The following is a 21,392-nucleotide window of genomic DNA, read 5'->3' as shown; positions in this document are numbered from 1 at the left end:
GGTCTGTTTTTATTCACTAAATCAACATATATGCATCAGGGTTATTATAGCACAATATGGATTAAACGTGCGCTCTGCCTGTTTTTTTATGTGGCTGCATGTAGCCGGGTAAACGCGCAGGAGGTAACAAATAAAAAAGATACCGGTAAATATGCGTCACAGCCGCTGGTATCGCATATTTATACCGCTGATCCGTCGGCGCATTATTTTGAGGGTAAAATATATATCTATCCTTCCCACGACACTGCCACGCAAACTACCGAGAACGACAACGGCGATCACTTCAGGATGGCCGACTACCACATCCTCTCGATGGATGCCATCGGGGGAAAGGTAACAGACCATGGCGTAGCCCTGCGGGTGGAAGATGTACCCTGGGCATCGCAACAGCTATGGGCGCCTGATGCGGCTTTCTCAAAAGGTACCTACTATCTGTATTTCCCCGCTAAAGATAAACAGGGCATATTCAGGATAGGAGTGGCCACTTCCACGCGGCCGGAAGGCCCCTTTACCGCAGAAAAGGATCCCATAGCAGGCACCTATAGCATTGATCCCTGCGTATTCAGGGATGATGATGGCTCCTTTTATTTATATTTTGGCGGTATCTGGGGCGGGCAACTGCAGCACTGGAATAACAACCGTTATGATGCTGCTGCGAAGTTGCGCAACAAAGAGGAACCGGCCATCCTTCCACGTGTTGCAAAGCTTTCTCCTGGTATGAAAAGCCTGGAGGGAGAAGCGGCAGAAGTGAAGATAACAGACAGCGATGGCCGCCAGTTCATGGAAAAAGATAACGACAAACGTTTCTTTGAAGCAGCCTGGATGCATAAGTATAAAGGCAAATATTACTTCTCTTATTCCACCGGTGATACGCATAATATCGTTTACGCCATAGGCGACAGCCCATACGGACCATTTAAATACCAGGGGGTGATACTGAAACCTGTTGATGGCTGGACGAACCATCACTCTATTATTGAAACCGGCGGCAAATGGTATTTGTTTTACCACGATACACAGCTGTCGGGCAAAACGCACCTGAGGAACGTGAAGGTAACGGAGCTGAAGTATAACAGCGACGGTACCATTCAGCCTGTAAGCGCATTCAGATAACACCGGTTGTGGAAATAACTGTTTAATGAAATCATCTTTTATGAAATACACCAGCTATGCTGTTATAGCTTTGATTGTTCTGGGGAGCGTTTGCTGCTTCGCCTATCGCCGGCATCCTGCCGTAGCTCCCGGTACGGGAGGATTGAAAGACTATTACAAAAACTATTTTCCTATAGGCGTGGCCGTGTCGGCACATGCCCTGCAAACAGATGAAGCAGGACTGCTTATCAGCCAGTTTAATAGTCTTACCCCGGAGAACGCCATGAAAATGGGCGTTATCCACCCCGGCGAGCAGTGGTATAACTGGAAGGAGGCCGATTCCATAGCGGCCTTTGCCCGCAGGAACGGGATGAAGTTGCGGGGACATACGTTGGTCTGGCACAGGCAGGCGCCCGGATGGATTTTTAAGGATGCCAACGGGCAGCAGGTAAGCAAAGAAGTATTGCTGCAAAGGTTGAAAGAACATATTACTACCGTAGTAAAAAGATACAAGGGCACAGTGTATGCCTGGGATGTGGTGAACGAGGCGATCAGTGATGATCCCCGTGAATTTTGCCGGAGCTCTTTATGGTACCGGATCTGCGGGGAGGAATTTATTGAGAAGGCATTTCAGTGGGCGCATGAAGCCGACCCGGATGCGTTGTTGTTTTATAACGATTACAACGAAATAAACCCTGTAAAGCGGAAGAAAATAATAAAGTTGCTGAACGGCCTGGTAAGTAAAGGCATACCGGTTCATGGAATTGGCCTGCAAGGGCACTGGGCCATCAACGAACCTTCCAGGGAGCAGCTGGAAAATACGTTTAAGGATTTTATACCATTGGGCCTGAAACTGCAGATCACTGAATTTGATGTATCCGTTTATCCGAAGGAGCATGAGATGCGCACAAGACAGGCGGGCGACAGTGCAGCCGTTTTTACCCCGGCCGTAGAGCAGCAGCAGATCGAACAATTCAGTATGTGCTTTGAAATTTTCAGGAAGTACAGCAGTGCTTTAACCGGCGTTACTTTCTGGAATATATCCGACAGGCATAGCTGGCTTGATAATTTTCCTGTGCGTGGGCGGAAAGATTACCCGTTGTTGTTTGATAAAGACCTGCAACCTAAAAAAGCGTTTTGGTCGGTGGTGCGGTTTTAGATAATGAGAAAAAGTATGCAAAAGGGGCTGTTATGGTATTCTATAACACCCCTTTTTGCTTTTTATATTCTATATTTGCTGCCATTGGAAAATGAAAGGATAGCCAGGTTTTAATCGTAAGTTATGTCATTATTATATTCTTCCGCTATACCAACAGAAAGGATAGCCGCTATAGAAGCCGCATTGGTAAAGGCTTTCAATACTGCTGATGTTACCAGTATTTCCTTACTCGCAGGCGGATTGTCGGGTTCTGCTGTTTATAAAATTGTGACCGGCGGGCAACCTTATGTGCTTAAGCTAATCACCCCTAATAATGCCATTGCAATTCCCGATAGCCTGACCCTGGCAGCAACAGCCGGTATTGCGCCTGCACTGAGATATGAAGATAAACAGCAGGGGATTGTGATCAGCGATTTTATAGAGAACAAACCGGTGCGTGGTATTTTTGCGCCTGATAAATTGGCGGTTGAACTTGGGGGCGCTATTAGAACCCTGCATGAAATACCTTATAATGGCGAAGGAAAAGACCTGTTTGAAACGGTGGATGGGATGATTGAGCAGTTCAGGAAGACTAACATGCTTTCAGGGCCGTTATTTGACGAATGCTTTCAGCATTACGAAACCATCAGGAGCAGGTATCCCCGGACGGCGTCGGACAAAGTGTTTAGCCATAACGACCTTAATCCAAGTAATATTTTATGTGATGGGGAAAAGATATGGATCATTGACTGGGATGTGGCCTCTTTAAATGACCGGTATGTGGACCTGGCCAATGCGGCTAATTTCTTTGTGCAAACAAAAGAACAGGAGAGCGCATTGCTGCACGCATATTTCAACGGTGCTGTTGATGATCATAAAATGGCGCGCTTTTATGTGATGCGCCAGGTTTGCAGGATAATTTATTCGTTACTGATGTTCCAGCTTGCCCTGCAGCAAAAGCCAGCCGGTTATGAGCACGACCAGCAAATGGAAGGAAATGATTTAAGAGCGTTTGGCAGTTTAATGGCTTTGGGTAAACTATCGTTAGCAGCCTATGAAGGACAATTTATGTATGGAAAAGCCTTGTTTAATGAGGCGGTTCAACAAATGCGCACAAGCCGTTTTGCAGACGCAATAGCGCAATTTGAGTAGTAATGCACTACTCAGTTGGTTCCCATAGTTCAATTTTGTTCCCTTCCACATCCATGATATGTACAAACTTGCCGTAGTCGTAGCTTTCAATTTTATCGACGATGGTAACGCCTTCTTTTTTTAGCTCCTCCACCAGTAGCTCCAGGTTCTCTACCCTGTAGTTGATCATAAAGTCTTTGGTAGAAGGAGCAAAGTACTTCGTGGTTTCATCAAAAGGGCTCCATTGCGTACTGGCTTTCTTTGTACTGTCTGCACCTTCGTACCACTCAAAAGTGGCGCCGTAATCGTTGGTGTTTAAACCAAGATGTTTCTGATACCACTCTTTCATTTTGTTGGGATCTTTGCATTTGAAGAAAATGCCGCCTATACCTGTTACTTTTTTCATTTTTGCAGTTGTCTTATTTTGTGGTGTTATGATGGTATTAAATGTGAAACCAGCGCAAAATGCTGATATTGTGATCAGGGATATTAATGTCGCTTTTTTCATGATCCCTGTAAATTAAATATATTTTTGTTCATTGTCAAGCGCTGGTCAGGCGTTACCAGGGAAAAGGTTTTCAAAGAAGTGCCGTTAAGGTTCCAGACCCAGGGTTTGGCATACCTCATAGTAATTATCCCAGTTGATATTGGCTTTACGTGCAGGTACGCCACCGGGAATGAGAATATAGCGGTAACTATCCTCGTCATAATCGGTATAAAAATTAGTGTATATGTAAATCTCCCCCGCGAAGAAAACATACATGGCATAATGCCCGCCACCTTCTTCAATATTCAGCTTTCGTATTACGTTCCGTGATTTAACGTACACATTTATTTCGCCTTTGTCTATAATATCCTGTGTAAGTTTGGGTGCAAGAATGCGGGCTGCATTCCCGGAGAAACCCAGCTTGATCCAGTTTGAATAAATTACGTTAGCTGTTCCTGTGGCGCCTGTGGGGCCGGTGTTGCCTTTATCGCCTTTATCCCCTTTGTCGCCTTTTTCTCCCTGTTGTCCCTGCGGACCAGCGGGCCCGTCTTTTGAGCAGGAGGTAATGCCAATGGTCAATGTGGCTATTAGCAGGATTAGTATTAATTTGTGGTACATGGTATATAGTTTTTGTCAAAGTTTTATTGAAAAAGAGAGAGGGAGAAATGCTTTTGAGCCGTTGGTAGGAATGAGTGAGTGGGTGGGGATTTTCCGGGAATAGGGTTGCAGACGGCTTGCCAATTTAAAAGGGAGGTTAGATTAATAGTATAGACAGCATCGTTATGTTGATAGAAGTAATATTTAAAGGACTATTCTCTACCCTTGATTTTAGCTTTTTAAAAAAGATATTGCCCGGTGCAAGAGAAGTTCGCTTCAATTTTCCCGAAATTTCTTTTAGAAGAGGGTATGATGAAATTCTCAATATAGTAAATTCAGATACCTATATTGATTTAGTAATTAATACCGACTACTTAAGTATAGAAGGTAAGATCATTCCAGGAGTATTAAGGATGAGTACTATTTCGATAGTAATGGAATAGGGAAGTTGTATAATGATCTCAATTATTAAGAAGGAACTTTATAGTAAGTTGCCAAAGTACAAACTGCGTTTTCCCTTTTTAAAAATTAAAAGATGACACCAGTAGAATTAGTAAAATTTGTATCATCAACATTTAAAAGTTATAGAAACAACACTAAAATTATTGAACGGCTTACAACACATGATGTTATTCATCCGTCTTTCGAGATGAGATACCTGATAAATAATATTGATTTTGATTTTGAACTGGAGAAGATAGTTACAACAAACGGGAATATTGTTGAAGCATATTTAGATGCCGCGGATGGGAGCCCTTATAGACTGGAAATGATTTTTGATGGAAAATGGTATTTGAAGTCATATCTTTTTCTATGCCAGGGTTGCTTAAGTGAGGATAGTACATGTCTTGTCTGTGGCGGGTCGGGCTGGGGCGTTTTATAATTTAAAGAATGTTACCGGAATGAAAAAAATAAATAACCTGGAAAGGATTACAAGCATCTATCCAGCATGGAAACCATCGGACATTGCATTTGTTAAAAGTGTTGAATGGGCAAGTCATTGTCTGACAATGGTTGCTTATTGCCAATTGAGAGGCAATGAGTCAGGCTGGCCTGATATGGCTACTGATTTTTTTGAAATAAAGCTGGATTTTCATAGTGTTTCAAATTTGAGACTTGATTTTCCTGGAAATGGATGGCAACAGATTTCGGGATTTAATATTCTTGATGTTTCAGCTAATGGCCTGGAGAATATCAATTTTCAGATTGAAGATTATGAGAACGGTGTCATCGGTTTTAATTGTGAAGCAATAGAAATTATAGCTGTTAGTGCACCCGTATCGCTATGACCCTATAAAAGCTGTTAATCTGCTTCACAGCAACCAATTTCAGCAAATTACCGGGGCCGGGGTATAAATGATTTATATCCTGCCAGGTATTGACACAAAGTTAACCTGTGGATACGCCATATCTATGAAAGTATAGCTATTAAAGAGCTGGAATAGGGCTCGAAATAACAGGCGTTTCTCCGCATACGACCCTGGTATACTTGTTTTAATATTATCGTTGTCTTGAGTAACACACTAAAACTGCACCGCAGGCAAACGCTTTACACGCTACAAGTTTTAACGCTAATTCGTTTTTTAAAGGATTGAAGGTTTGTTGTCCGTTGCCTAATGCAGCAGGGTTGGTAAGCACATAATACTCATCGATTAAATCATGTTGTATTAATGATGATACAAATGAATCGCCACCATATACAATAATGTCTTTCCCATCTTCATTTTTCAGTGCTTTTATTGCCTCTGCTAAGTTGCCATTTATAATGATTGTATTGGCCCACTTGCTGTCCCTGAGAGTATTTGAAAAAACTGCATTTGGAATTTCTGCAAACCGTCTTCCAAGTTTATGCTCACTATCATTGGGATTGTTTGCCACTTCAGTCCAATATGGAATAAACCCTTCCCCGGTTTTTCTCCCATGCAGAATGCAATCCACATTGGTGAGATTATCAATACTAAAGTCAGACATTCCGCTGTCCCACTTATTGTCAAGTAGAATGTTCATTTGTAATTTTATCTTTCTCATATTATTAGTTTTTACAAAAGTAATTAGGTCATTTTACAACCCAGATCGGCTATTGCGACATTTTAAGAGTTGTTTGCGACAAGTAGTGCGGTCGTTTTGTTTGCCGCTAATATTATATTTTCGCTATTATACGCTGCTGTCCCTTCCTGTTATATTTATACCCCGCCAACCACTGACACAGAATTCACCTATAGATACGCCGTATCTATAAAATATGGCTATTATAGGGCTGGAATAGGGCTCGGATACGGGGAATATATGGCGTAAACGAGGAGTATCCATACTGTATCCATGCCGTTGCTATATATTTAAACCTCCTACTTCTTCACCTCATAACGCAATTCCACGCTATTATCATTCAGCTTTTTCACTTCCAGCAGCGTTAGTTTATATTCAAGATCCACTTCCTCCATTAATGGCAGCCCCTTGCCAAACAGCACCGGCTCCACTACCAGGATAAGCTCATTTACCAGTCCTGCTTTTATAAAGGCACTTACGGTTTGCGTACCGCCAATGATCACGGCTTCGGTATGTCCTTTGGCGCTGAGTTGTGCAACAATTGCCTCGGGGCTGTTGCTGGTAAACTGTACATTGGGTTGGGCCGGTGTAGCTCCGGTATCATGCGTCAGCACCACCAGCGAGCCATCTTTCAGGGGCAGGTAATTAGGAGCAAGGATATTATAGGTTGTTTTTCCCATGATCACGGCCTGTGTACGTTCACAAATAGCCATAAATCCCTGGCCGTATTCGGGCGATAACCAATCCGGTACATTCCTGTTATTGCTGATCATTCCATTGGCGGAAGCAGCGAGATAGATAGTGATTTTCATCTTGTGTAGTATTTCTGTTATGATACAAAAATACTCCGGCCGGGTAAATTGGAGGCGCCCTGTAAGCGACAATCTCCGGGCGATTTGCGACATCAGAAAGATGATATGCCCCGGCAGCTGTAAGCGCCAGGGCATATTGATACGCTATTGTTTTTGCCCGTAAACCACCAGCGAAGCTTTAGCCAGTGTAGCAAAGTGCATGTTAAAACCTACATAGGGAGGCGTCGCATTTTTATCCAGCTCCAGCTTTTTACTGAGTGCATATACTGTGATCAGGTAACGGTGGGCCGGGCCTTCATTGGGCGCTGCGCCGATATAACCTGGCATACCGGCATCGGTATTGCTTTGTATGGCTCCTTCAGGAAGCAGGCGCCCACCGGGATCGCCGGCCCCGGAGGCCAGCTCACGGATGTTTGAGGGGATGTTGAATACTACCCAGTGCCAGAAACCACTGCCGGTGGGCGCATCCAGGTCGTAAATGGTTACCGCAAAGGATTGTGTCGCTGCAGGAGAGTTTTCCCAGTATAGCTGTGGCGATTGGTTCTCCCCGTTAAAGCCCATCCCGTTTGCATATTGCTTATTGGTGAGCTGACCGCCAAGCTCATTGCTTTTCAGTGTAAATGTTTGTGCGGCTGTTGCTGTTGTCATGATCTTTTCCATTTTGTTTGAATTGTTATTCAAAGGTAGATGCAAAGACCAGTCACAAAGGATGGGCAACCGTTCAGAAAATGTAGCTAAACGTTCAATTCAACAACTGGTACTGTTTGGGGGTGATGCCATACACCTGCTTGAAGGACTGTACAAAACTGGACAGGTTTTCATAGCCAAGCTCATAATAGATCTCATTCGCTTTGCGGTCGCTCTGCCGCAGCATTTGGGCCGCTCTTTCCATGCGTTTTTCCAGCAGCCACCTGTTGGGACTGTTGCCGTAAATACGGGCAAACCGGCGTTTGAAGGTAGACAGGCTCATGTTGCACAGGAAGGCCAGTTCTTCCACCGTGATATTGTTGTTTATGTGCGATGTAACCGCCTGGCGCACTACCAGGTCGTCGCCGGTGGCGGCGTTCATGTTCCTGATTTGCTGTATCTGCCCGGGGTATTGCACGGCAAGATACAAGAACAGCTCTTCCAGTTTTACCTTTTGCAGGTCATGATAAATGGGTTTATCGCCGCTCAGCATGTAGTCAAGTGAACGGGTGAAATTTACCAGGAACTCGTCTTTCTCCAGCAGCAGGAAGGGGCGATCAACCGGTTGTTTGGCCGGTTCGCCAATTAATGCAGCATGCCGGGTAAAGAAGTCTGATAATAGTTTGCTATCGAAGAAAAAGAGGATACTATGGTAGTCTGCATTTTCTGCAGGGATCTTTTCACTCATGAGGCAGTTCCCTGCGGCCAGCATTACGAACTGGTGAGGCTTTACGGTAACCTGTGTGCCTGCGAAATGAACGGTTTTCTCTCCGTCCAGCAAAAAGGTGAACAGGTTTTGCTGCAGCATTATCCTGGACCTGGCGGGAGGCGTAGTAGTGCGGTAGCGAAGAATAGAGGTAGACCCGTTATCAGTGCCGGGAGCTATGGCATATCCGTTCATAATAAGACAAAGTTAGCGAATTCCCTGGGGCAACCGCAGGTTATAGTATTTCTATATATCCGTCTGTTCCATTTACCCGGATCCTTTGCCCGTCTTTTATCAGCCTGGTGGCATTTTCTACTCCCACTACGGCCGGCAGGCCATATTCCCGTGCAATAACGGCTCCATGGGTCATTAGTCCCCCTACCTCGGTGACCAGCCCCTTGATGGCGACAAACAAAGGCGTCCAGCTGGGATCAGTAAAAGTGGTCACTAATATATCGCCATCTTCCAGGGCTGCATCTTCCATACTTAAAATAACACGCGCGCGGCCTTCTATCATACCAGAGGAAACCGGTAGCCCCGCAATGGCCCCCGCCGGCAAATGTTCCAGGCTATAGGCGCCGGTAACAATTTCCCCGTCGGATGTGATGACGCGGGGAGGAGTTAATTTTTCATATTGCTGATAATCTTTTTTCCGTTGATAAATAACCTGGTGATCCAGCTGCCGGGTGCGTACCACTTCCCGTAGCTCTTCAAAAGTGAGGTAGTAGATGTCTTCCTTTTCGTGAATAACGCCGGCTTCCAGCAGTTGTTCCGCTTCTTTCAGCAACGCCTGTTTGTAAACATAATACCGGCTGATCTGGCCGTATTTAGGATATTCCCGGTAACCAATAAAGTTCCGGATATAGCTGATCAGTTGTTGGGCTTCCGCCGCTTTTTGTTCTCCCTCCGGCAATTGTTTCAACCTGGATAACAGCTCTTCTTCTTTTGCCAGGGCTTCCTGTTTTCCCTGTTCAAATTTCCGCCGGCTGGCATTGGGCTCAAAGTTTTTGATATTGCCCAGGATCAGGGGAAGCAGGGTAGTTGGTTTTTCGCTCCAGCGGGTTTTAGTGATATCAATTTCCCCGCTGCATCGCATGCCGTATTTATTGAGATAAGCGATGATCGCTTCGCGGACTTCTTTTCCTCCTTCAAATTGTACCAGCTCCTCCAGGAAGTTTTCCTCTTTTACCTGTTGCAGGTATGCAATGATGGCAGGATAGGGGCGGATCACATCCGCCACATCCAGCAGTGCGAGGCCCATTTCTGAAGTAATATTGTGCTCTACGGATTGAGAAAGAATGTCGGCTACATTTTTTTCGCCCAGCCATGCGTATATTTTTTCGTTGACCCGGGTGTAAGCATCCATAGCGGTGAGGAACACTGCGGAGCTTCGCGGATTAAACAGGATCTTTTTAAATTCCTGGATATCTTCCTGAATAAAATCGAGCAGTGCTGATCCGGACTTTGATTGAATATTTTGTTTTAGCGCTTCTATGGACTCTTCGGAATGTTTAATCAACCCGCTAACAATGGCCGGGTCATTTTCAATCCGGGGCTGAAAGTCAGGCGTAGTGTCGAACTGGCTGAGCCTGGCGGAAGCCGGGGCTTCTTTGTCATCTGTGGTTGTTTTAATAAAGTCTTCCCGGCTGGTAATGTTTTGCAGCGCGCTTCTCACCAGCTGGTCTGATTTTCCCAATACATCGATCATTATTCTCCGGCCGGCGGGAGACGCAAGATGATGGGTGACATCTACAAACAGCCGGCCGGCGGCGGTACGCATAGGAGCGGGTGTTAGCATCAGGAAAAAGGATAACCCCAGCGGTTTCATGGCGTCGGTCATCATCTGGTTATGCCCCACGGAGATGTATACACGATTTTCCTGGTCGTTCGCCTCGGGGATGGGAAATAAAGTGGTGATAGGGCGGCTTTGTACAATATAAAATACGCCATCTGCCAGGCACCATTCAATATCCTGGGGAGCGCCAAAATGCGCTTCTATCTTTCTGCCCAGCTGTTCCAGTTGCAGGATCAGCCCATCAGTAAGGGTTTGTTGCTGCTGCAACGCAGGGGCAACCGTTTGTTCTGCTGTACCGCCATCTTTTAGGGGCTCAATGGCCAGCTTCTTTGCAGCGATGGTTTTACCGGTTATTTTACCGTTATGCACTTTATAGTTGTCCGCACTTACCAGGCCGGAAACAAGGGCTTCGCCCAGTCCGAAACCGGCATCGATGGATACCACTTTCCTGTTGGACGTGAGGGGATCAGCAGTGAACAGGATGCCTGATGCCTGCGGGAACACCATCTTCTGTACCACTACCGCCAGGTATACTTTATGATGATCGAAATTATTGCGGAGCCGGTAGATAACGGCCCTTTCGGTGAACAGCGAGGCCCAGCATTTACGGATATGCTGCAGGATGGCTTCTTTCCCGGTTATATTGAGATAAGTATCCTGCTGGCCGGCGAAGGAGGCCGTGGGCAGGTCTTCAGCGGTAGCGCTGGACCGTACCGCATAGGCATCCTGCTCTCCAAATTTTGTGAGGTATTTCCCCAATGCTTCACTGATATCTGCAGGTATGGGTATATTTTCAATGGTGCTGCGAATTTTTGCGCTGATGTGGCTGATCTGTTCCCCTTTTAAATGGGCTAACTCATCAAGCAGGCTGTTCAACGCCGGGTTGCTTCCTGTTATTGCTTTATAGGCATCGGTAGTAACACAAAAGCCCTCCGGCACCTGTATCCCGTTGATCAGCGACAGCTCGCCGAGGTTGGCGCCTTTGCCGCCTGCGATGGCAATATCTGATCTGTTTATCTCCCGGAAAGAAAGTAAATAGCTGTGCATCGTGATGGGTTTTATAGATGAGCAGCGTCAAAAATACAAGGTCCTAACCGGGAAAATATCGTTTCTGAACTATATTTTTTTTCGCACAATAATGATAATAGCAGGGGCGTTTTCTTACAAAATAGCAGCGTTTACACGCGTTTACCCATCTTTCCCGGGTATTTCAAAGAAAACCAATTACCTCCCGGATTTTTCCCAAATTCGAAAACAATTCAGTATTCGATAGCCGATCTTTGTGGTCGTGAATTTTTAAGCCTGTAAGCGTTGGCAAGTGCCGGATATACAGCAGGAATGGTCAGCCAGCAACATACCCTGTACCTGTAGTGATAAAGTGAGGAAGGCCCGGCTATGGTTTAATGCAAAAAAAAATTTCCTTTTTTGATCTGTGGAAACAAAAAATATCAGTAGCAATATTTATTAAATCAATCAAAAAGGCCACACAGTTCGCACCTGTGTGGCCACCCTCCTTATGAGAGGGGCTTAAAACGTGGTAAACATTAAAAGCAATGCAAAGTAAGCAAATTTTGTTGATGGCTTTCCTATGCCTTTTTTTAAACCTGGCAAAGTCACAGTCTCCTCTGCCAATACCGGCACAGCCATCGGTGATCCGGTTAAAAAAAGACCGGGACCTGAAAGAGGTGACCGTTTCAGGAAAAACGGAAGCAGAAAAAGTAAGGCAACAATCCTATAATGTAGTCGCGGTAGATGCTAAAAAGCTCTACAACACCGCTATGGATGTGAGCCAGGTATTGAACAAAGTAGCTGGCGTGAGGGTGCGGGAATCGGGCGGAACCGGCGCCGATCTTAATTTTTCGCTGAACGGGTTTACAGGGCAACAGGTGAAGTTTTTTGTGGATGGCATGCCTATGGACAACTTCGGCTCTTCCTTCCAGCTGAATAATATTCCCATCAATTTTGCGGAAAGAATTGAAGTGTATAAAGGCGTGGTGCCGGTATGGTTGGGAGGCGACGCATTAGGCGGCGCTGTAAACATTGTTACCAATACCGCTCCCCGCACTTATCTGGATATATCTTATTCCTATGGTTCCTTCAATACACATAAATCTTCCATTAATGCAGGTATCATTTCAAAAAGCGGTCTTACCCTGCAGGTAAACGCTTATCAGAATTATTCAGACAACAACTATAAGGTAAATGTGGATGTAGCCGATCTTGAAACCGGCGTGTATACGCCCATGCGTGTGCGACGATTCCATGACCGCTATCATAATGAAGCGATTGTTGCCAACATTGGCGTGGTGGGAAAAAAGTATGCGGACCAGCTACTGCTGGGCATCATGCTGGGCCGGAACCATGCGGATATTCAAACCGGTAACAGGATGTATGATGTGTTTGGAGGCCGTACCCGTAGCGGTTCTATCATTCAGCCCACGCTTAAATATACCAAAACCAGCCTGTTTGTAAAGGGGCTGGACCTGCGTATCTCCGGTATGTATAACCCAGGTGAGGAAAGATCGGTGGATACCCTGTTCCGCATGTATAACTGGCTGGGGCAATGGCAGTATAAGGATCCTAATAATCCTTCCACACCCGGCGGGGAATTCAGCCGGATGGATTACCGGTACAAGAATAACAATGGTATCGGCAACTTTAATCTTTCTTACCAGTTAAATGACCATCATTCATTTGTATTAAGCAATGTGGCGACTACTTTCAACCGCACGGGCGTAAATAAGTTTGACCCGGATAATGAGGCCGACAAACAACCAAAGAAAACATTTAAGAATATTGCGGGTCTTGGTTATAAGTTTGATTATAATGAGCGCTGGAGCACCAGCATCTTCCTGAAAAATTATCACCAGGGCAGCAAAAGCAGTATCCTGGCGGATGGGGAGTATTATCACCAGTCGGGTTCGGTAGACCAGTGGGGCTACGGTATCGCCTCTACGTATTTTATCCTGCCGGCATTACAGGCAAAGGTATCTTATGAAAAAGCTTACCGGTTGCCCAACAACGACGAGCTTTTTGGCGATGTAATTAACCTGACAGGGAACCCGGATCTGAAGCCGGAAAGCAGCGATAATATCAATATCGGCCTGAATTATAATTTTTATGTAAATAAGATCCATCACTTTGTAGTGGATGGCAACTTTATTTTCAGGAATGCAAAGGACTATATCCGTAACCAGCTGCAGGGTGTGAGCTTCACCGGCCGCCAGCTGATGATGCCGGTGAATACCCGCAATGTTACCAACAGGGGGGTAGATGCGGATGTGAGGTATACTTTTAAAGAACTGCTCACCGCCGGTGTAAATGTAACCTACCAGAACCTGCGGAATAATACCCGTATAGAACCAGGCAGCACAGTGCAGAGCCAGGTGTATAAAGACCGCATTCCCAATATGCCTTACTTCTTTGGCAACGCCAATGCAGCGCTTACGCTGAGAAATGTGATCTGGAAAGATACCCGGCTCAGTATAGGCTATAATATATTGTTTGTAGAAAAATTTTACCTGCGCTGGCCAAGCCAGGGCGCAAAGGATTCCAAATACATTGTACCACAGCAGGTATCGCACGATATGAATATCGTGTACTCCCTGAAGAACGGGAAATACAATGTGGGCGCAGGTGTGCTGAATATGTTTGACAAAACGCTGTACGACAATTTCAGTTTGCAGAAACCCGGCCGTGCCTTCAATGTGAAGCTGCGGTATTTCTTTGTAAAAGATCCTGCTTAATAAATGTAAATACTTCTTTCATCATAAAATAAAAACAAGATGTTCATTAAAAGACAAAGCAGTACGCTGCTCATGGGACTTTGTGTGGGTGCTGTATCCCTTTTCGGCGCTGGTTGCAGCAAGGATGATAACCCTGCGGGCAATGGCGGTGGCGATAATAACGGCGGCACAAAATCAAAATTTGTATTTGTGGTGTATACCGATGGCTCCGGTGGAGAAGCAGGTCGCTACATTGTGCCCGTAACAGATGTCACCAAAGGAACACTCACCACTACCGGGGTGGGCGTGGAAACGGAAGCCTATTCTTTTATTCGCCAGAACAACAAACTGTTTGGAATTGTGTATGCAGCGCAGGGGCCTACCACGCCTTACAAACTGGATGCAGACGGAAAGCTGGTACAGGCGGGCGCGGCTATCAATACAGAGTTCACCGGGATTTACGGCACCGTGAATAATGATGCCTATGTAGGCGGTTCCGTAAACCGTTCAAAAGAAAGCTCCGTGGCTACCCTCTATCGCTTTGATGCCGTGGGCAGTAAAGTAGCAGGGCGTAACAGCGTGGACCTGGCTAAGATCACCGGCACCGATGAGATGGCAGTGTGGAATGGGTTAACACAGGTAGGGAACAAAATTTATGTGCCTTATAGCAGCACTCCCGGTATAGACGGGCAGAATACGAAGTATGTAGACAGCACCTGGATTGCCGTATTCTCTTACCCCGAGCTGGCTTTCCAGAAAGTGATCCGTGATGGCCGCACCGGTTTTATCGGTAACTGGTTTGGTATGCAGGGTGTACAGCAGGTGGAAGACGGCGATGTATACGCATGGTCTACCGCAGGAGGATCAGGTTCGCTGAAGTCCACCAAACATTCCGCTATCATCCGGATAAAAAAAGATACAGAAGTATTTGACCAGGGTTATTTCTTTGACGTGGAAGCGGCTACCGGCTCCAAATTGGCCAGGGGCGAGTATATTGCAGACGGCAAATTCCTGATGACCCTATATACCGGCAATGTAACAGGAGGGGTAAGCGGCGGTCGCGTGAAACTGGCCATTGTGGATGTATACAAGAAAACAGTTACCTATGTAACCGGTGTGCCGGAACATGCGCAGATGAGCTACAACATGAAAGTGTATGTGGAGGCAGATAAGAAAACCGCTTACTATGTAATGAAAGAAGACAGCGGTAAATTGTATCTCTATGTAATTGATGTGGCTTCCGCTACAGGAAAACAGGGGCTTTATTTCCAGGGTATCAATGATGTAACTTCTATCACGAAACTTACCTATTAAGCATAGTTTGAGTATGAAAATGCAGGAGGCGTCTCATCACAGGTGAGGCGCCTTCTTTTTTTTGCCTTCTTTTTATTACATTTGACAATTAGTGACAAGTCAATAAAATGAAACAGGAAAATTTCGGTGAAACAATCAGGCGGTTAAGGGAAAAGAAAGGACTGCTGCTGCGGCAGGTGGCTGCTGCATTGGAAATAGATACGGCCCTTATCAGCAAAATAGAACGGGGAGAAAGGAAAGCCCAGAAAGAACAGGTAGGGAAATTGGCAGAACTGCTGGAAATTAATACAGAAGAACTAATGGTTACCTGGCTCTCCGATAAGATTGTGGACCTGCTGGAAGAGGAACCTCTTGCGCATAAGGTGCTTAAAAATTCAGAAAAAAGATTAAAAGACAAATAGGACATGGATGGTAAGTCGTTAAACGTAACAGGTGACTTAATAGCAAAGCTGAAAGATATTATCCCCGGCGCTTTTACGGAGGATAAATTGAATATAGACCAGTTAAAACAATTACTGGGTGAAAACATCAACCCCGACAACGAGCGTTACCAGCTGAACTGGGCTGGTAAAAGCGAAGCGTTCAGAGTGCTGCAAATGCCTACCACTGCCACTTTGGCGCCGGATATCAATGCATCCGTAAATTGGGACAACACCGGAAATATATTCATAGAAGGGGAAAACCTGGAAGTATTAAAAGTGTTGCAGAAATCTTATTATGGAAAGATAAAGGCCATCTGTATCGATCCTCCTTATAACACAGGCTCCGATAGCTTCATCTATCCTGATAAATTTTCAGAAACAAAAGAAGAATACTTCAGGAGGATTAAAGAAAAGGATGAGGAAGGCTTTATGATGAAAGAAGGCCTGTTCCGTCCGAACAAGAAAGAGAACGGGCAGTTTCATTCCAACTGGCTGTCGATGATGCTCCCCCGGCTTTTCCTGGCAAAGAACCTTTTGAGCGATGATGGTATTATCTTTATCAGTATTGATGATAATGAACTGGCCAACCTCAAGCTTTTAATGGATGAAATTTTTGGAGAAGAGAATAAAGAAGCCATCATCACCTGGAGAAGACGGCATAACCAGCCGAACGATAAATCAAAAATGATTTCAAAGGTAGCTGAGTATATTGTTGTTTACGCCAAAAATTCGGAGACGCTGAAAAAGAAAAATACCTTTTATGGTATCCCGCTTTCCGAAACAAGACAGGGAAGTTATTCCAACCCCGACAAAGACCCGCTGGGCCCTTGGGATTCCAAACCCTGGAAAGCAGGATCAGGGCAAACTGGCTCTAAATATACTATCACCACGCCAACCGGTAAGGTATTAAACGAGGAATGGATGGGCGCTGAAAGCACTTACCAACAGCTTTTAGCAGAAGGGAAAATTTATTTCCCCAGCGGGGGAGATGGCTGGCCGCGCAAAAAATTCTACCTGGGCGACCGGATGGAGGAAGGCCAAAGCGCCCACAACTTCTGGGGGCACCAGGAATTTGGCAGCAACCAGGAAGGATCTGCTGAACTTACTGAAATCTTTAATGGTAAAAATGTATTCGATAACCCAAAGCCAACCCGCCTGTTAAAAGCGCTGATAAAGATCTCCACTTCAAAAGATGATCTGATACTGGACTTTTTTGGCGGCTCAGGCTCTACGGCGCATGCGGTGTATGAGTTAAACAAGGAAGAAGGATCGAACCGCAAATTTATACTGGTACAGCTTCCTGAAAAGATCGATGCTTCAGATGAAGCGTATAAACTGGGCTTTAAAACTATTGCAGAAGTCACCCAAACACGACTGAGCAAAGTGGCCCAATCCATCAACGAGCAAACCGGAACACAGGCCCCGGCAGGCTTCCGCTGCTTCCGGCTTTCAGATTCCAATTTCAAAATATGGAGGGGCGATTTTCTGAAGAGCGAAGCTGATATCGTGGAACAACTCCGCATGTTTGATACGGTAGAAAAAGATACCGCAGCAGGAGAAAAAATGGCCTGGGAAATTGCCATTAAACACGGCGTTCCGCTTTCATCTGCTATCAATGTGCTTACTTTCAACGGGGATCATTTTTATCATTTCCCGGAGAAAAAACTGGTGGCAGGCACTGACGCCATAAGTATCTCTTCTGCAAAAGAAATTATAAAGATGAAACCCGGCACGGTGGTTTTCCTTGATTCTATCTTCAAAAAGAGCGACCAGGATAAAACCAATATCCAGCTGCTGTTTGAAGATGCCGGGATAATTTTTCACACTATCTGACAGGAATATGATTTTAATGATACCGGAAAAGAGGGTTTGCGAAGGTAAAACAGTGTCTTTTAAGATCACTGATCACGATCCTGTGCGATGGATAAGAACGGATAATCCTGCCTATTCAGTAGTGAGCGTAGATGGTTTCGTTATAAATAAGCAAAAGACAGTAAACGGTATTTTTAAGAAGCTGGAATATATAGAGGAACAGCCCGGTGAAAATATTTCACTGGAAGATATTACCCATGTGATCCCGGGGAACGAATTGTTGCTCATCAGCCGCCTGGCGGAGGGGTTACAATGTGAGTCCCGCATTTTCATCTGGCCGGTAGATTATCCAACCGGTTATGATAAGACGCTTAAACTCATCCACTCCATTAAGCTGCATATAGAAAATGAGGAATTAAAAATACATACTTATAAGAGATCCAATATTTCGGACCTGGAACAGGGGATCCGCTCATTGAGAGGTTTTAGCTTTAACCAGGTGAAGCACCTGCTCACGGCTTCTTCCAACGTGGAATGTTACCTGGCCAATAACACCACCAATCCATGGCCCGGCGATATTGACGCCATGATCTATGATCACCGCCAGCAGCGGTTTACGGCTGTCATTGAGTTTAAAACACATAATATCGATACGCCTGTAGCGGAGGAACGCATTGATAAATACAGCCAGGAAGACTGGCGACGGTTCAATGTTTTCTTTAACCTGGCAGATGATTTCAACGCAAAGCTGGGATACAGGCCCAGGCTGTTTTATATCGTTTGGGGAACCAAGGAAAACAGCCCTCATCATGCGGATATTAAGATCGACGTGATAGAAAGAGAGAAGGTGGCAAAGTCTGTATTATTTGCAAGACCCGCCTACAACACTTTTTCGCATGAGTTATTTGATTACCTAATTCAACTTGTAAATGAAGCTTAGATTTGATAAAGACCAGCCCCACCAGCAAAGGGCGATCCAGTCGGTGATAGACCTGTTTGAAGGCCAGCACCTGAATAATTCAGCGGTGGAGTTTTCTTATACGTCTGCTGATAGCGGAAGCATACAGTTTACGGAAACAGGAGTAGGTAACCGGCTTTCCTTAACGGAAGATGAGTTGTTGGCCAACCTGAATAAAGTACAAATTGACAATCATCTAAGGGCAGATGAAATATCTGCGGTAATAGAAAAGCTATGGTACAATGAAGGGGCAGATGGTAAAGGGGATATTACCCCATCATCGGTAGCAACGGATTTTCCCAACTTCTCCATAGAAATGGAAACAGGTACGGGTAAAACATATGTTTACCTGCGGAGTATTTATGAGTTAAACAAGGTGTATGGCTTTAAGAAATTTGTGATCGTAGTGCCTTCGGTGGCTATCAGGGAAGGGGTACTGAAAAGTCTTGCTATTACGTTTGATCATTTCCAGGAGCTGTACGAAAACCAACCGGCTGAATTCAGGGTATATGATTCCGGCCGGTTAACAGAGCTGGGTAATTTTGCCAAAAGCAATGCGATCCAGATCCTGGTGATCAACATCGACAGTTTTACCAAAGATGCCAATATCATTAACCAGGTAAGGGAAACAGGGGTAAAACCGATTGAGTATATCCAGCGCTCTAATCCCATTGTGATTGTTGATGAGCCGCAGAATATGGAAACGGATATCCGTAAGCGGGCTATTGCTAACCTGCATCCTTTGTTTACGCTCCGTTATTCCGCTACGCATAAAAGTTTGTACAATCTTGTTTACAAGCTGGATCCTGTGGAGGCATACGACCTGGGGCTGGTAAAACAGATAGAAGTAGATTCGGTACTGGCAAAGAACGATCACTCCGGCGTATTTATCAGCGTGGATGGGTTTAAAACTGCGAAGCAATCTGTTACCGCTAAGCTCACCATTTTTATAAATGAGAAAACGGGCGTACAGAAAAAACAGGTCACCGCAAAAGCAGGAGATGATCTGTATAAGCTGTCCAAAGGCTGGGATATTTACAGGGATGGGCATGTGATCAATGAACTGGATGCAGAAAACGGTTATATCGCGCTTTCGGGTGGTAGTATAGTTTATAAAGGAGCAGCTGTAGGCGGGCTTACCGACCAGGTATTAAAGGAGATGATTGATGCTACGGTAGAGAATCATTTTAAGAAGGAGAAAGAATTAAGCGCCAAAGGGATTAAGGTGTTGTCTATCTTTTTTATTGACCGGGTGGCTAACTACCGCAGCTATGATGAGCAGGGCAATCCTGTGAAGGGAAAGTTTGCCGTATGGTTTGAAGAAAGCTTTGCCAGATGGCAGCAAATGCCTGCTTATCGCGGTTTGTACAATTATGACGTGGATGAAGTACATAACGGTTACTTCAGCCAGGACAAAGGGAAATTTAAGGATTCCAAAGAAGGGAAGTCGTCAAAAGCGGATGATGATGCTTTTAAACTGATCATGCAGGATAAAGAACGTTTGCTGGATATCACCACGCCATTGAGGTTTATTTTTAGTCATTCTGCATTAAGGGAAGGTTGGGATAACCCCAATGTATTCCAGATATGCACGCTCAATGAAACTAAATCCGATATGAAGAAACGGCAGGAAATCGGGCGGGGGCTTCGTTTGTGCGTGAACCAGGAAGGGGAGCGTAATATGGAACGTTCTGTGAACCGGCTTACGGTAATCGCCAATGAATCTTATGAAGCATTTTCCAAAGCGCTGCAATCGGAAATAGAAGAAGATACCGGCGTTAAGTTTGAAGGCAGGATCAGGAATGCCAGAAGCCGGAGAGAGGTGAAGCTGAAAGATAAGTGGCTGGAAGACACACTTTTTTTAGCACTCTGGGAGAAGATAAAATTCCGTACCATCTATAAAGTAAATTATAGCACGGAAGACCTTGTAAAGCGCTGTGTAGCCGCTTTGCAGAAAATGCCTGCCATTGAAAAGCCTTTAATTTACAGGGAAAGGAATGCAGCGAAGTTTGTAAGGAATAAAGATGGTGAATTGATAGAACTGGGCGGCGAACAAAAAGGTTCCAAAGAAAGGATCGTTAAAGATACCCAATACGATATACCCGACTTTGTTGCTTATATCCAGTCGAAAACAGCGCTTACAAGAAATACTATTATCCGGGTCATCCTGGCATCCGGCAGGCTGGGAGAGATCTTTCATAACCCGCAGTTATTTATGGATTCGGTAGTGAAAATTATAAAAGAAGAATTGGACCGGATTAAGATAGATGGCATTGTATATGAGAAAATAGCGGGACAAACCTACGAAATGAAGTTGTTTGAATCTGCGGAAGTAGGTCAGTATACAGACAATCTTATAGCAGTAAAGAACCCCGCAAAAACGCTCTATAATTACGTGGTAATAGATTCCCTGAGCAGCCCTGAACGGAAGTTTGCGGAAGATTGCGAAAACAGGGAGGATATCCTGTTTTATGTAAAGCTCCCTCCGAAGTTCCAGGTAAAAACGCCTGTAGGAGCTTATAATCCCGATTGGGCATTGATTAAGAAAGTTGAAGGAACTGAAGCAAGGCTTTTCTTTGTAGCAGAAACAAAAGATGCAAAGGCGGCGGCAGACAGGTCGCTTTTACGAGACCGGGAAAGGATGAAGATTGAATGTGCGGAGAAGCATTT

At 45.1% G+C, this 21,392-nt stretch carries 19 protein-coding genes; 12 read left to right on the top strand and 7 right to left on the bottom strand.

Annotated features, from left to right (window positions below; all coding sequences use genetic code 11):
• Positions 1–30 precede the first annotated feature (30 nt).
• The 3 genes from VIM72_RS12815 (at position 31) to VIM72_RS12805 (ending at position 3,382) form a co-directional block, all read left to right on the top strand.
• The gene (locus VIM72_RS12815) at positions 31–1,113 is read left to right on the top strand and encodes a glycoside hydrolase family 43 protein (protein WP_332003227.1); all 1,083 of its coding nucleotides are present in this window, start codon (positions 31–33) and stop codon (positions 1,111–1,113) included.
• Between the two features lie 40 nt (positions 1,114–1,153).
• Positions 1,154–2,251 carry an endo-1,4-beta-xylanase gene (locus VIM72_RS12810; protein WP_332003226.1) on the top strand — a complete coding sequence of 366 codons (1,098 nt, stop codon included), beginning with the start codon at positions 1,154–1,156 and terminating at the stop codon, positions 2,249–2,251.
• Positions 2,252–2,374: 123 nt separating this feature from the next.
• Positions 2,375–3,382, top strand: a complete 1,008-nt coding sequence (locus VIM72_RS12805; RefSeq protein WP_332003225.1) for a phosphotransferase — start codon at positions 2,375–2,377, stop codon at positions 3,380–3,382.
• A gap of 7 nt (positions 3,383–3,389) precedes the next feature.
• Here the strand turns inward: VIM72_RS12805 and VIM72_RS12800 are convergent, their stop codons facing one another.
• Both VIM72_RS12800 and VIM72_RS12795 read right to left on the bottom strand, forming a co-directional pair.
• Positions 3,390–3,767, bottom strand: a complete 378-nt coding sequence (locus VIM72_RS12800) for a VOC family protein (protein ID WP_332003224.1) — start codon at positions 3,765–3,767, stop codon at positions 3,390–3,392.
• A gap of 186 nt (positions 3,768–3,953) precedes the next feature.
• Positions 3,954–4,466 (bottom strand): hypothetical protein, encoded by a 513-nt coding sequence (locus VIM72_RS12795; protein ID WP_332003223.1) that lies wholly within the window; start codon positions 4,464–4,466, stop codon positions 3,954–3,956.
• Positions 4,467–4,630: 164 nt separating this feature from the next.
• Between VIM72_RS12795 and VIM72_RS12790 the strand changes: the two genes are divergently transcribed.
• The 3 genes from VIM72_RS12790 to VIM72_RS12780 all read left to right on the top strand — a co-directional run bounded on the left by VIM72_RS12790 (position 4,631) and on the right by VIM72_RS12780 (position 5,734).
• Entirely contained in the window at positions 4,631–4,888 is a 258-nt protein-coding gene (locus tag VIM72_RS12790) for a hypothetical protein (protein ID WP_332003222.1), read from the top strand.
• Positions 4,889–4,980: 92 nt separating this feature from the next.
• Positions 4,981–5,328: a hypothetical protein gene (locus VIM72_RS12785; RefSeq protein WP_332003221.1), complete on the top strand. Its 348-nt coding sequence runs from the start codon at positions 4,981–4,983 to the stop codon at positions 5,326–5,328.
• 19 nt (positions 5,329–5,347) lie between these two features.
• A complete protein-coding gene (locus tag VIM72_RS12780) occupies positions 5,348–5,734 on the top strand; it encodes a hypothetical protein (RefSeq protein ID WP_332003220.1) in 387 nt (128 codons plus the stop codon).
• 211 nt (positions 5,735–5,945) lie between these two features.
• Here VIM72_RS12780 and VIM72_RS12775 read toward each other — a convergent pair whose 3' ends face one another.
• From VIM72_RS12775 to ppsA, 5 genes are all read right to left on the bottom strand, one after another.
• On the bottom strand, positions 5,946–6,473 hold the full coding sequence (locus VIM72_RS12775; RefSeq protein WP_332003219.1) for a dihydrofolate reductase family protein: 528 nt from the start codon (positions 6,471–6,473) through the stop codon (positions 5,946–5,948).
• 317 nt (positions 6,474–6,790) lie between these two features.
• Positions 6,791–7,303, bottom strand: coding sequence for a dihydrofolate reductase family protein (locus VIM72_RS12770; protein ID WP_332003218.1), 513 nt, complete (start codon positions 7,301–7,303; stop codon positions 6,791–6,793).
• A gap of 144 nt (positions 7,304–7,447) precedes the next feature.
• Complete coding sequence (locus VIM72_RS12765) at positions 7,448–7,951, bottom strand: YbhB/YbcL family Raf kinase inhibitor-like protein (RefSeq protein ID WP_332003217.1); 504 nt, start codon at positions 7,949–7,951, stop codon at positions 7,448–7,450.
• Between the two features lie 94 nt (positions 7,952–8,045).
• Positions 8,046–8,891, bottom strand: a complete 846-nt coding sequence (locus tag VIM72_RS12760) for an AraC family transcriptional regulator (protein WP_332003216.1) — start codon at positions 8,889–8,891, stop codon at positions 8,046–8,048.
• Positions 8,892–8,931: 40 nt separating this feature from the next.
• Entirely contained in the window at positions 8,932–11,538 is a 2,607-nt protein-coding gene (gene ppsA / locus VIM72_RS12755; RefSeq protein ID WP_332003215.1) for a phosphoenolpyruvate synthase, read from the bottom strand.
• Positions 11,539–12,068: 530 nt separating this feature from the next.
• Between ppsA and VIM72_RS12750 the strand changes: the two genes are divergently transcribed.
• The 6 genes from VIM72_RS12750 to VIM72_RS12725 form a co-directional block, all read left to right on the top strand.
• Positions 12,069–14,237: a TonB-dependent receptor gene (locus tag VIM72_RS12750; RefSeq protein WP_332003214.1), complete on the top strand. Its 2,169-nt coding sequence runs from the start codon at positions 12,069–12,071 to the stop codon at positions 14,235–14,237.
• A 39-nt stretch (positions 14,238–14,276) separates the two neighbouring features.
• The gene (locus VIM72_RS12745) at positions 14,277–15,530 is read left to right on the top strand and encodes a DUF4374 domain-containing protein (protein ID WP_332003213.1); all 1,254 of its coding nucleotides are present in this window, start codon (positions 14,277–14,279) and stop codon (positions 15,528–15,530) included.
• Between the two features lie 107 nt (positions 15,531–15,637).
• Complete coding sequence (locus VIM72_RS12740) at positions 15,638–15,931, top strand: helix-turn-helix transcriptional regulator (protein ID WP_332003212.1); 294 nt, start codon at positions 15,638–15,640, stop codon at positions 15,929–15,931.
• Between the two features lie 3 nt (positions 15,932–15,934).
• Positions 15,935–17,785: a site-specific DNA-methyltransferase gene (locus VIM72_RS12735; RefSeq protein ID WP_332003211.1), complete on the top strand. Its 1,851-nt coding sequence runs from the start codon at positions 15,935–15,937 to the stop codon at positions 17,783–17,785.
• 16 nt (positions 17,786–17,801) lie between these two features.
• Positions 17,802–18,704 (top strand): hypothetical protein, encoded by a 903-nt coding sequence (locus VIM72_RS12730; protein ID WP_332003210.1) that lies wholly within the window; start codon positions 17,802–17,804, stop codon positions 18,702–18,704.
• Positions 18,694–21,392, top strand: a 2,699-nt coding sequence (locus VIM72_RS12725) for a DEAD/DEAH box helicase family protein (protein WP_332003209.1), incomplete at its 3' end; no start/stop codon positions are given. The genes VIM72_RS12730 and VIM72_RS12725, both read left to right, overlap by 11 nt.

Origin of the sequence: Chitinophaga sp. (assembly GCF_036569185.1) — a bacterium.
GTDB lineage: Bacteria > Bacteroidota > Bacteroidia > Chitinophagales > Chitinophagaceae > Chitinophaga.
This window is presented reverse-complemented; position numbering and strand designations above follow the sequence as displayed.

Bases quoted from the DNA above. Each gene is read 5' to 3' on its own strand.
- VIM72_RS12815 (WP_332003227.1), top strand. From the start codon at position 31: ATGCATCAGGGTTATTATAGCACAATATGGATTAAACGTGCGCTCTGC.
- VIM72_RS12810 (WP_332003226.1), top strand. From the start codon at position 1,154: ATGAAATACACCAGCTATGCTGTTATAGCTTTGATTGTTCTGGGGAGC.
- VIM72_RS12805 (WP_332003225.1), top strand. From the start codon at position 2,375: ATGTCATTATTATATTCTTCCGCTATACCAACAGAAAGGATAGCCGCT.
- VIM72_RS12800 (WP_332003224.1), bottom strand. From the start codon at position 3,767: ATGAAAAAAGTAACAGGTATAGGCGGCATTTTCTTCAAATGCAAAGAT.
- VIM72_RS12795 (WP_332003223.1), bottom strand. From the start codon at position 4,466: ATGTACCACAAATTAATACTAATCCTGCTAATAGCCACATTGACCATT.
- VIM72_RS12790 (WP_332003222.1), top strand. From the start codon at position 4,631: ATGTTGATAGAAGTAATATTTAAAGGACTATTCTCTACCCTTGATTTT.
- VIM72_RS12785 (WP_332003221.1), top strand. From the start codon at position 4,981: ATGACACCAGTAGAATTAGTAAAATTTGTATCATCAACATTTAAAAGT.
- VIM72_RS12780 (WP_332003220.1), top strand. From the start codon at position 5,348: ATGAAAAAAATAAATAACCTGGAAAGGATTACAAGCATCTATCCAGCA.
- VIM72_RS12775 (WP_332003219.1), bottom strand. From the start codon at position 6,473: ATGAGAAAGATAAAATTACAAATGAACATTCTACTTGACAATAAGTGG.
- VIM72_RS12770 (WP_332003218.1), bottom strand. From the start codon at position 7,303: ATGAAAATCACTATCTATCTCGCTGCTTCCGCCAATGGAATGATCAGC.
- VIM72_RS12765 (WP_332003217.1), bottom strand. From the start codon at position 7,951: ATGACAACAGCAACAGCCGCACAAACATTTACACTGAAAAGCAATGAG.
- VIM72_RS12760 (WP_332003216.1), bottom strand. From the start codon at position 8,891: ATGAACGGATATGCCATAGCTCCCGGCACTGATAACGGGTCTACCTCT.
- ppsA (WP_332003215.1), bottom strand. From the start codon at position 11,538: ATGCACAGCTATTTACTTTCTTTCCGGGAGATAAACAGATCAGATATT.
- VIM72_RS12750 (WP_332003214.1), top strand. From the start codon at position 12,069: ATGGCTTTCCTATGCCTTTTTTTAAACCTGGCAAAGTCACAGTCTCCT.
- VIM72_RS12745 (WP_332003213.1), top strand. From the start codon at position 14,277: ATGTTCATTAAAAGACAAAGCAGTACGCTGCTCATGGGACTTTGTGTG.
- VIM72_RS12740 (WP_332003212.1), top strand. From the start codon at position 15,638: ATGAAACAGGAAAATTTCGGTGAAACAATCAGGCGGTTAAGGGAAAAG.
- VIM72_RS12735 (WP_332003211.1), top strand. From the start codon at position 15,935: ATGGATGGTAAGTCGTTAAACGTAACAGGTGACTTAATAGCAAAGCTG.
- VIM72_RS12730 (WP_332003210.1), top strand. From the start codon at position 17,802: ATGATACCGGAAAAGAGGGTTTGCGAAGGTAAAACAGTGTCTTTTAAG.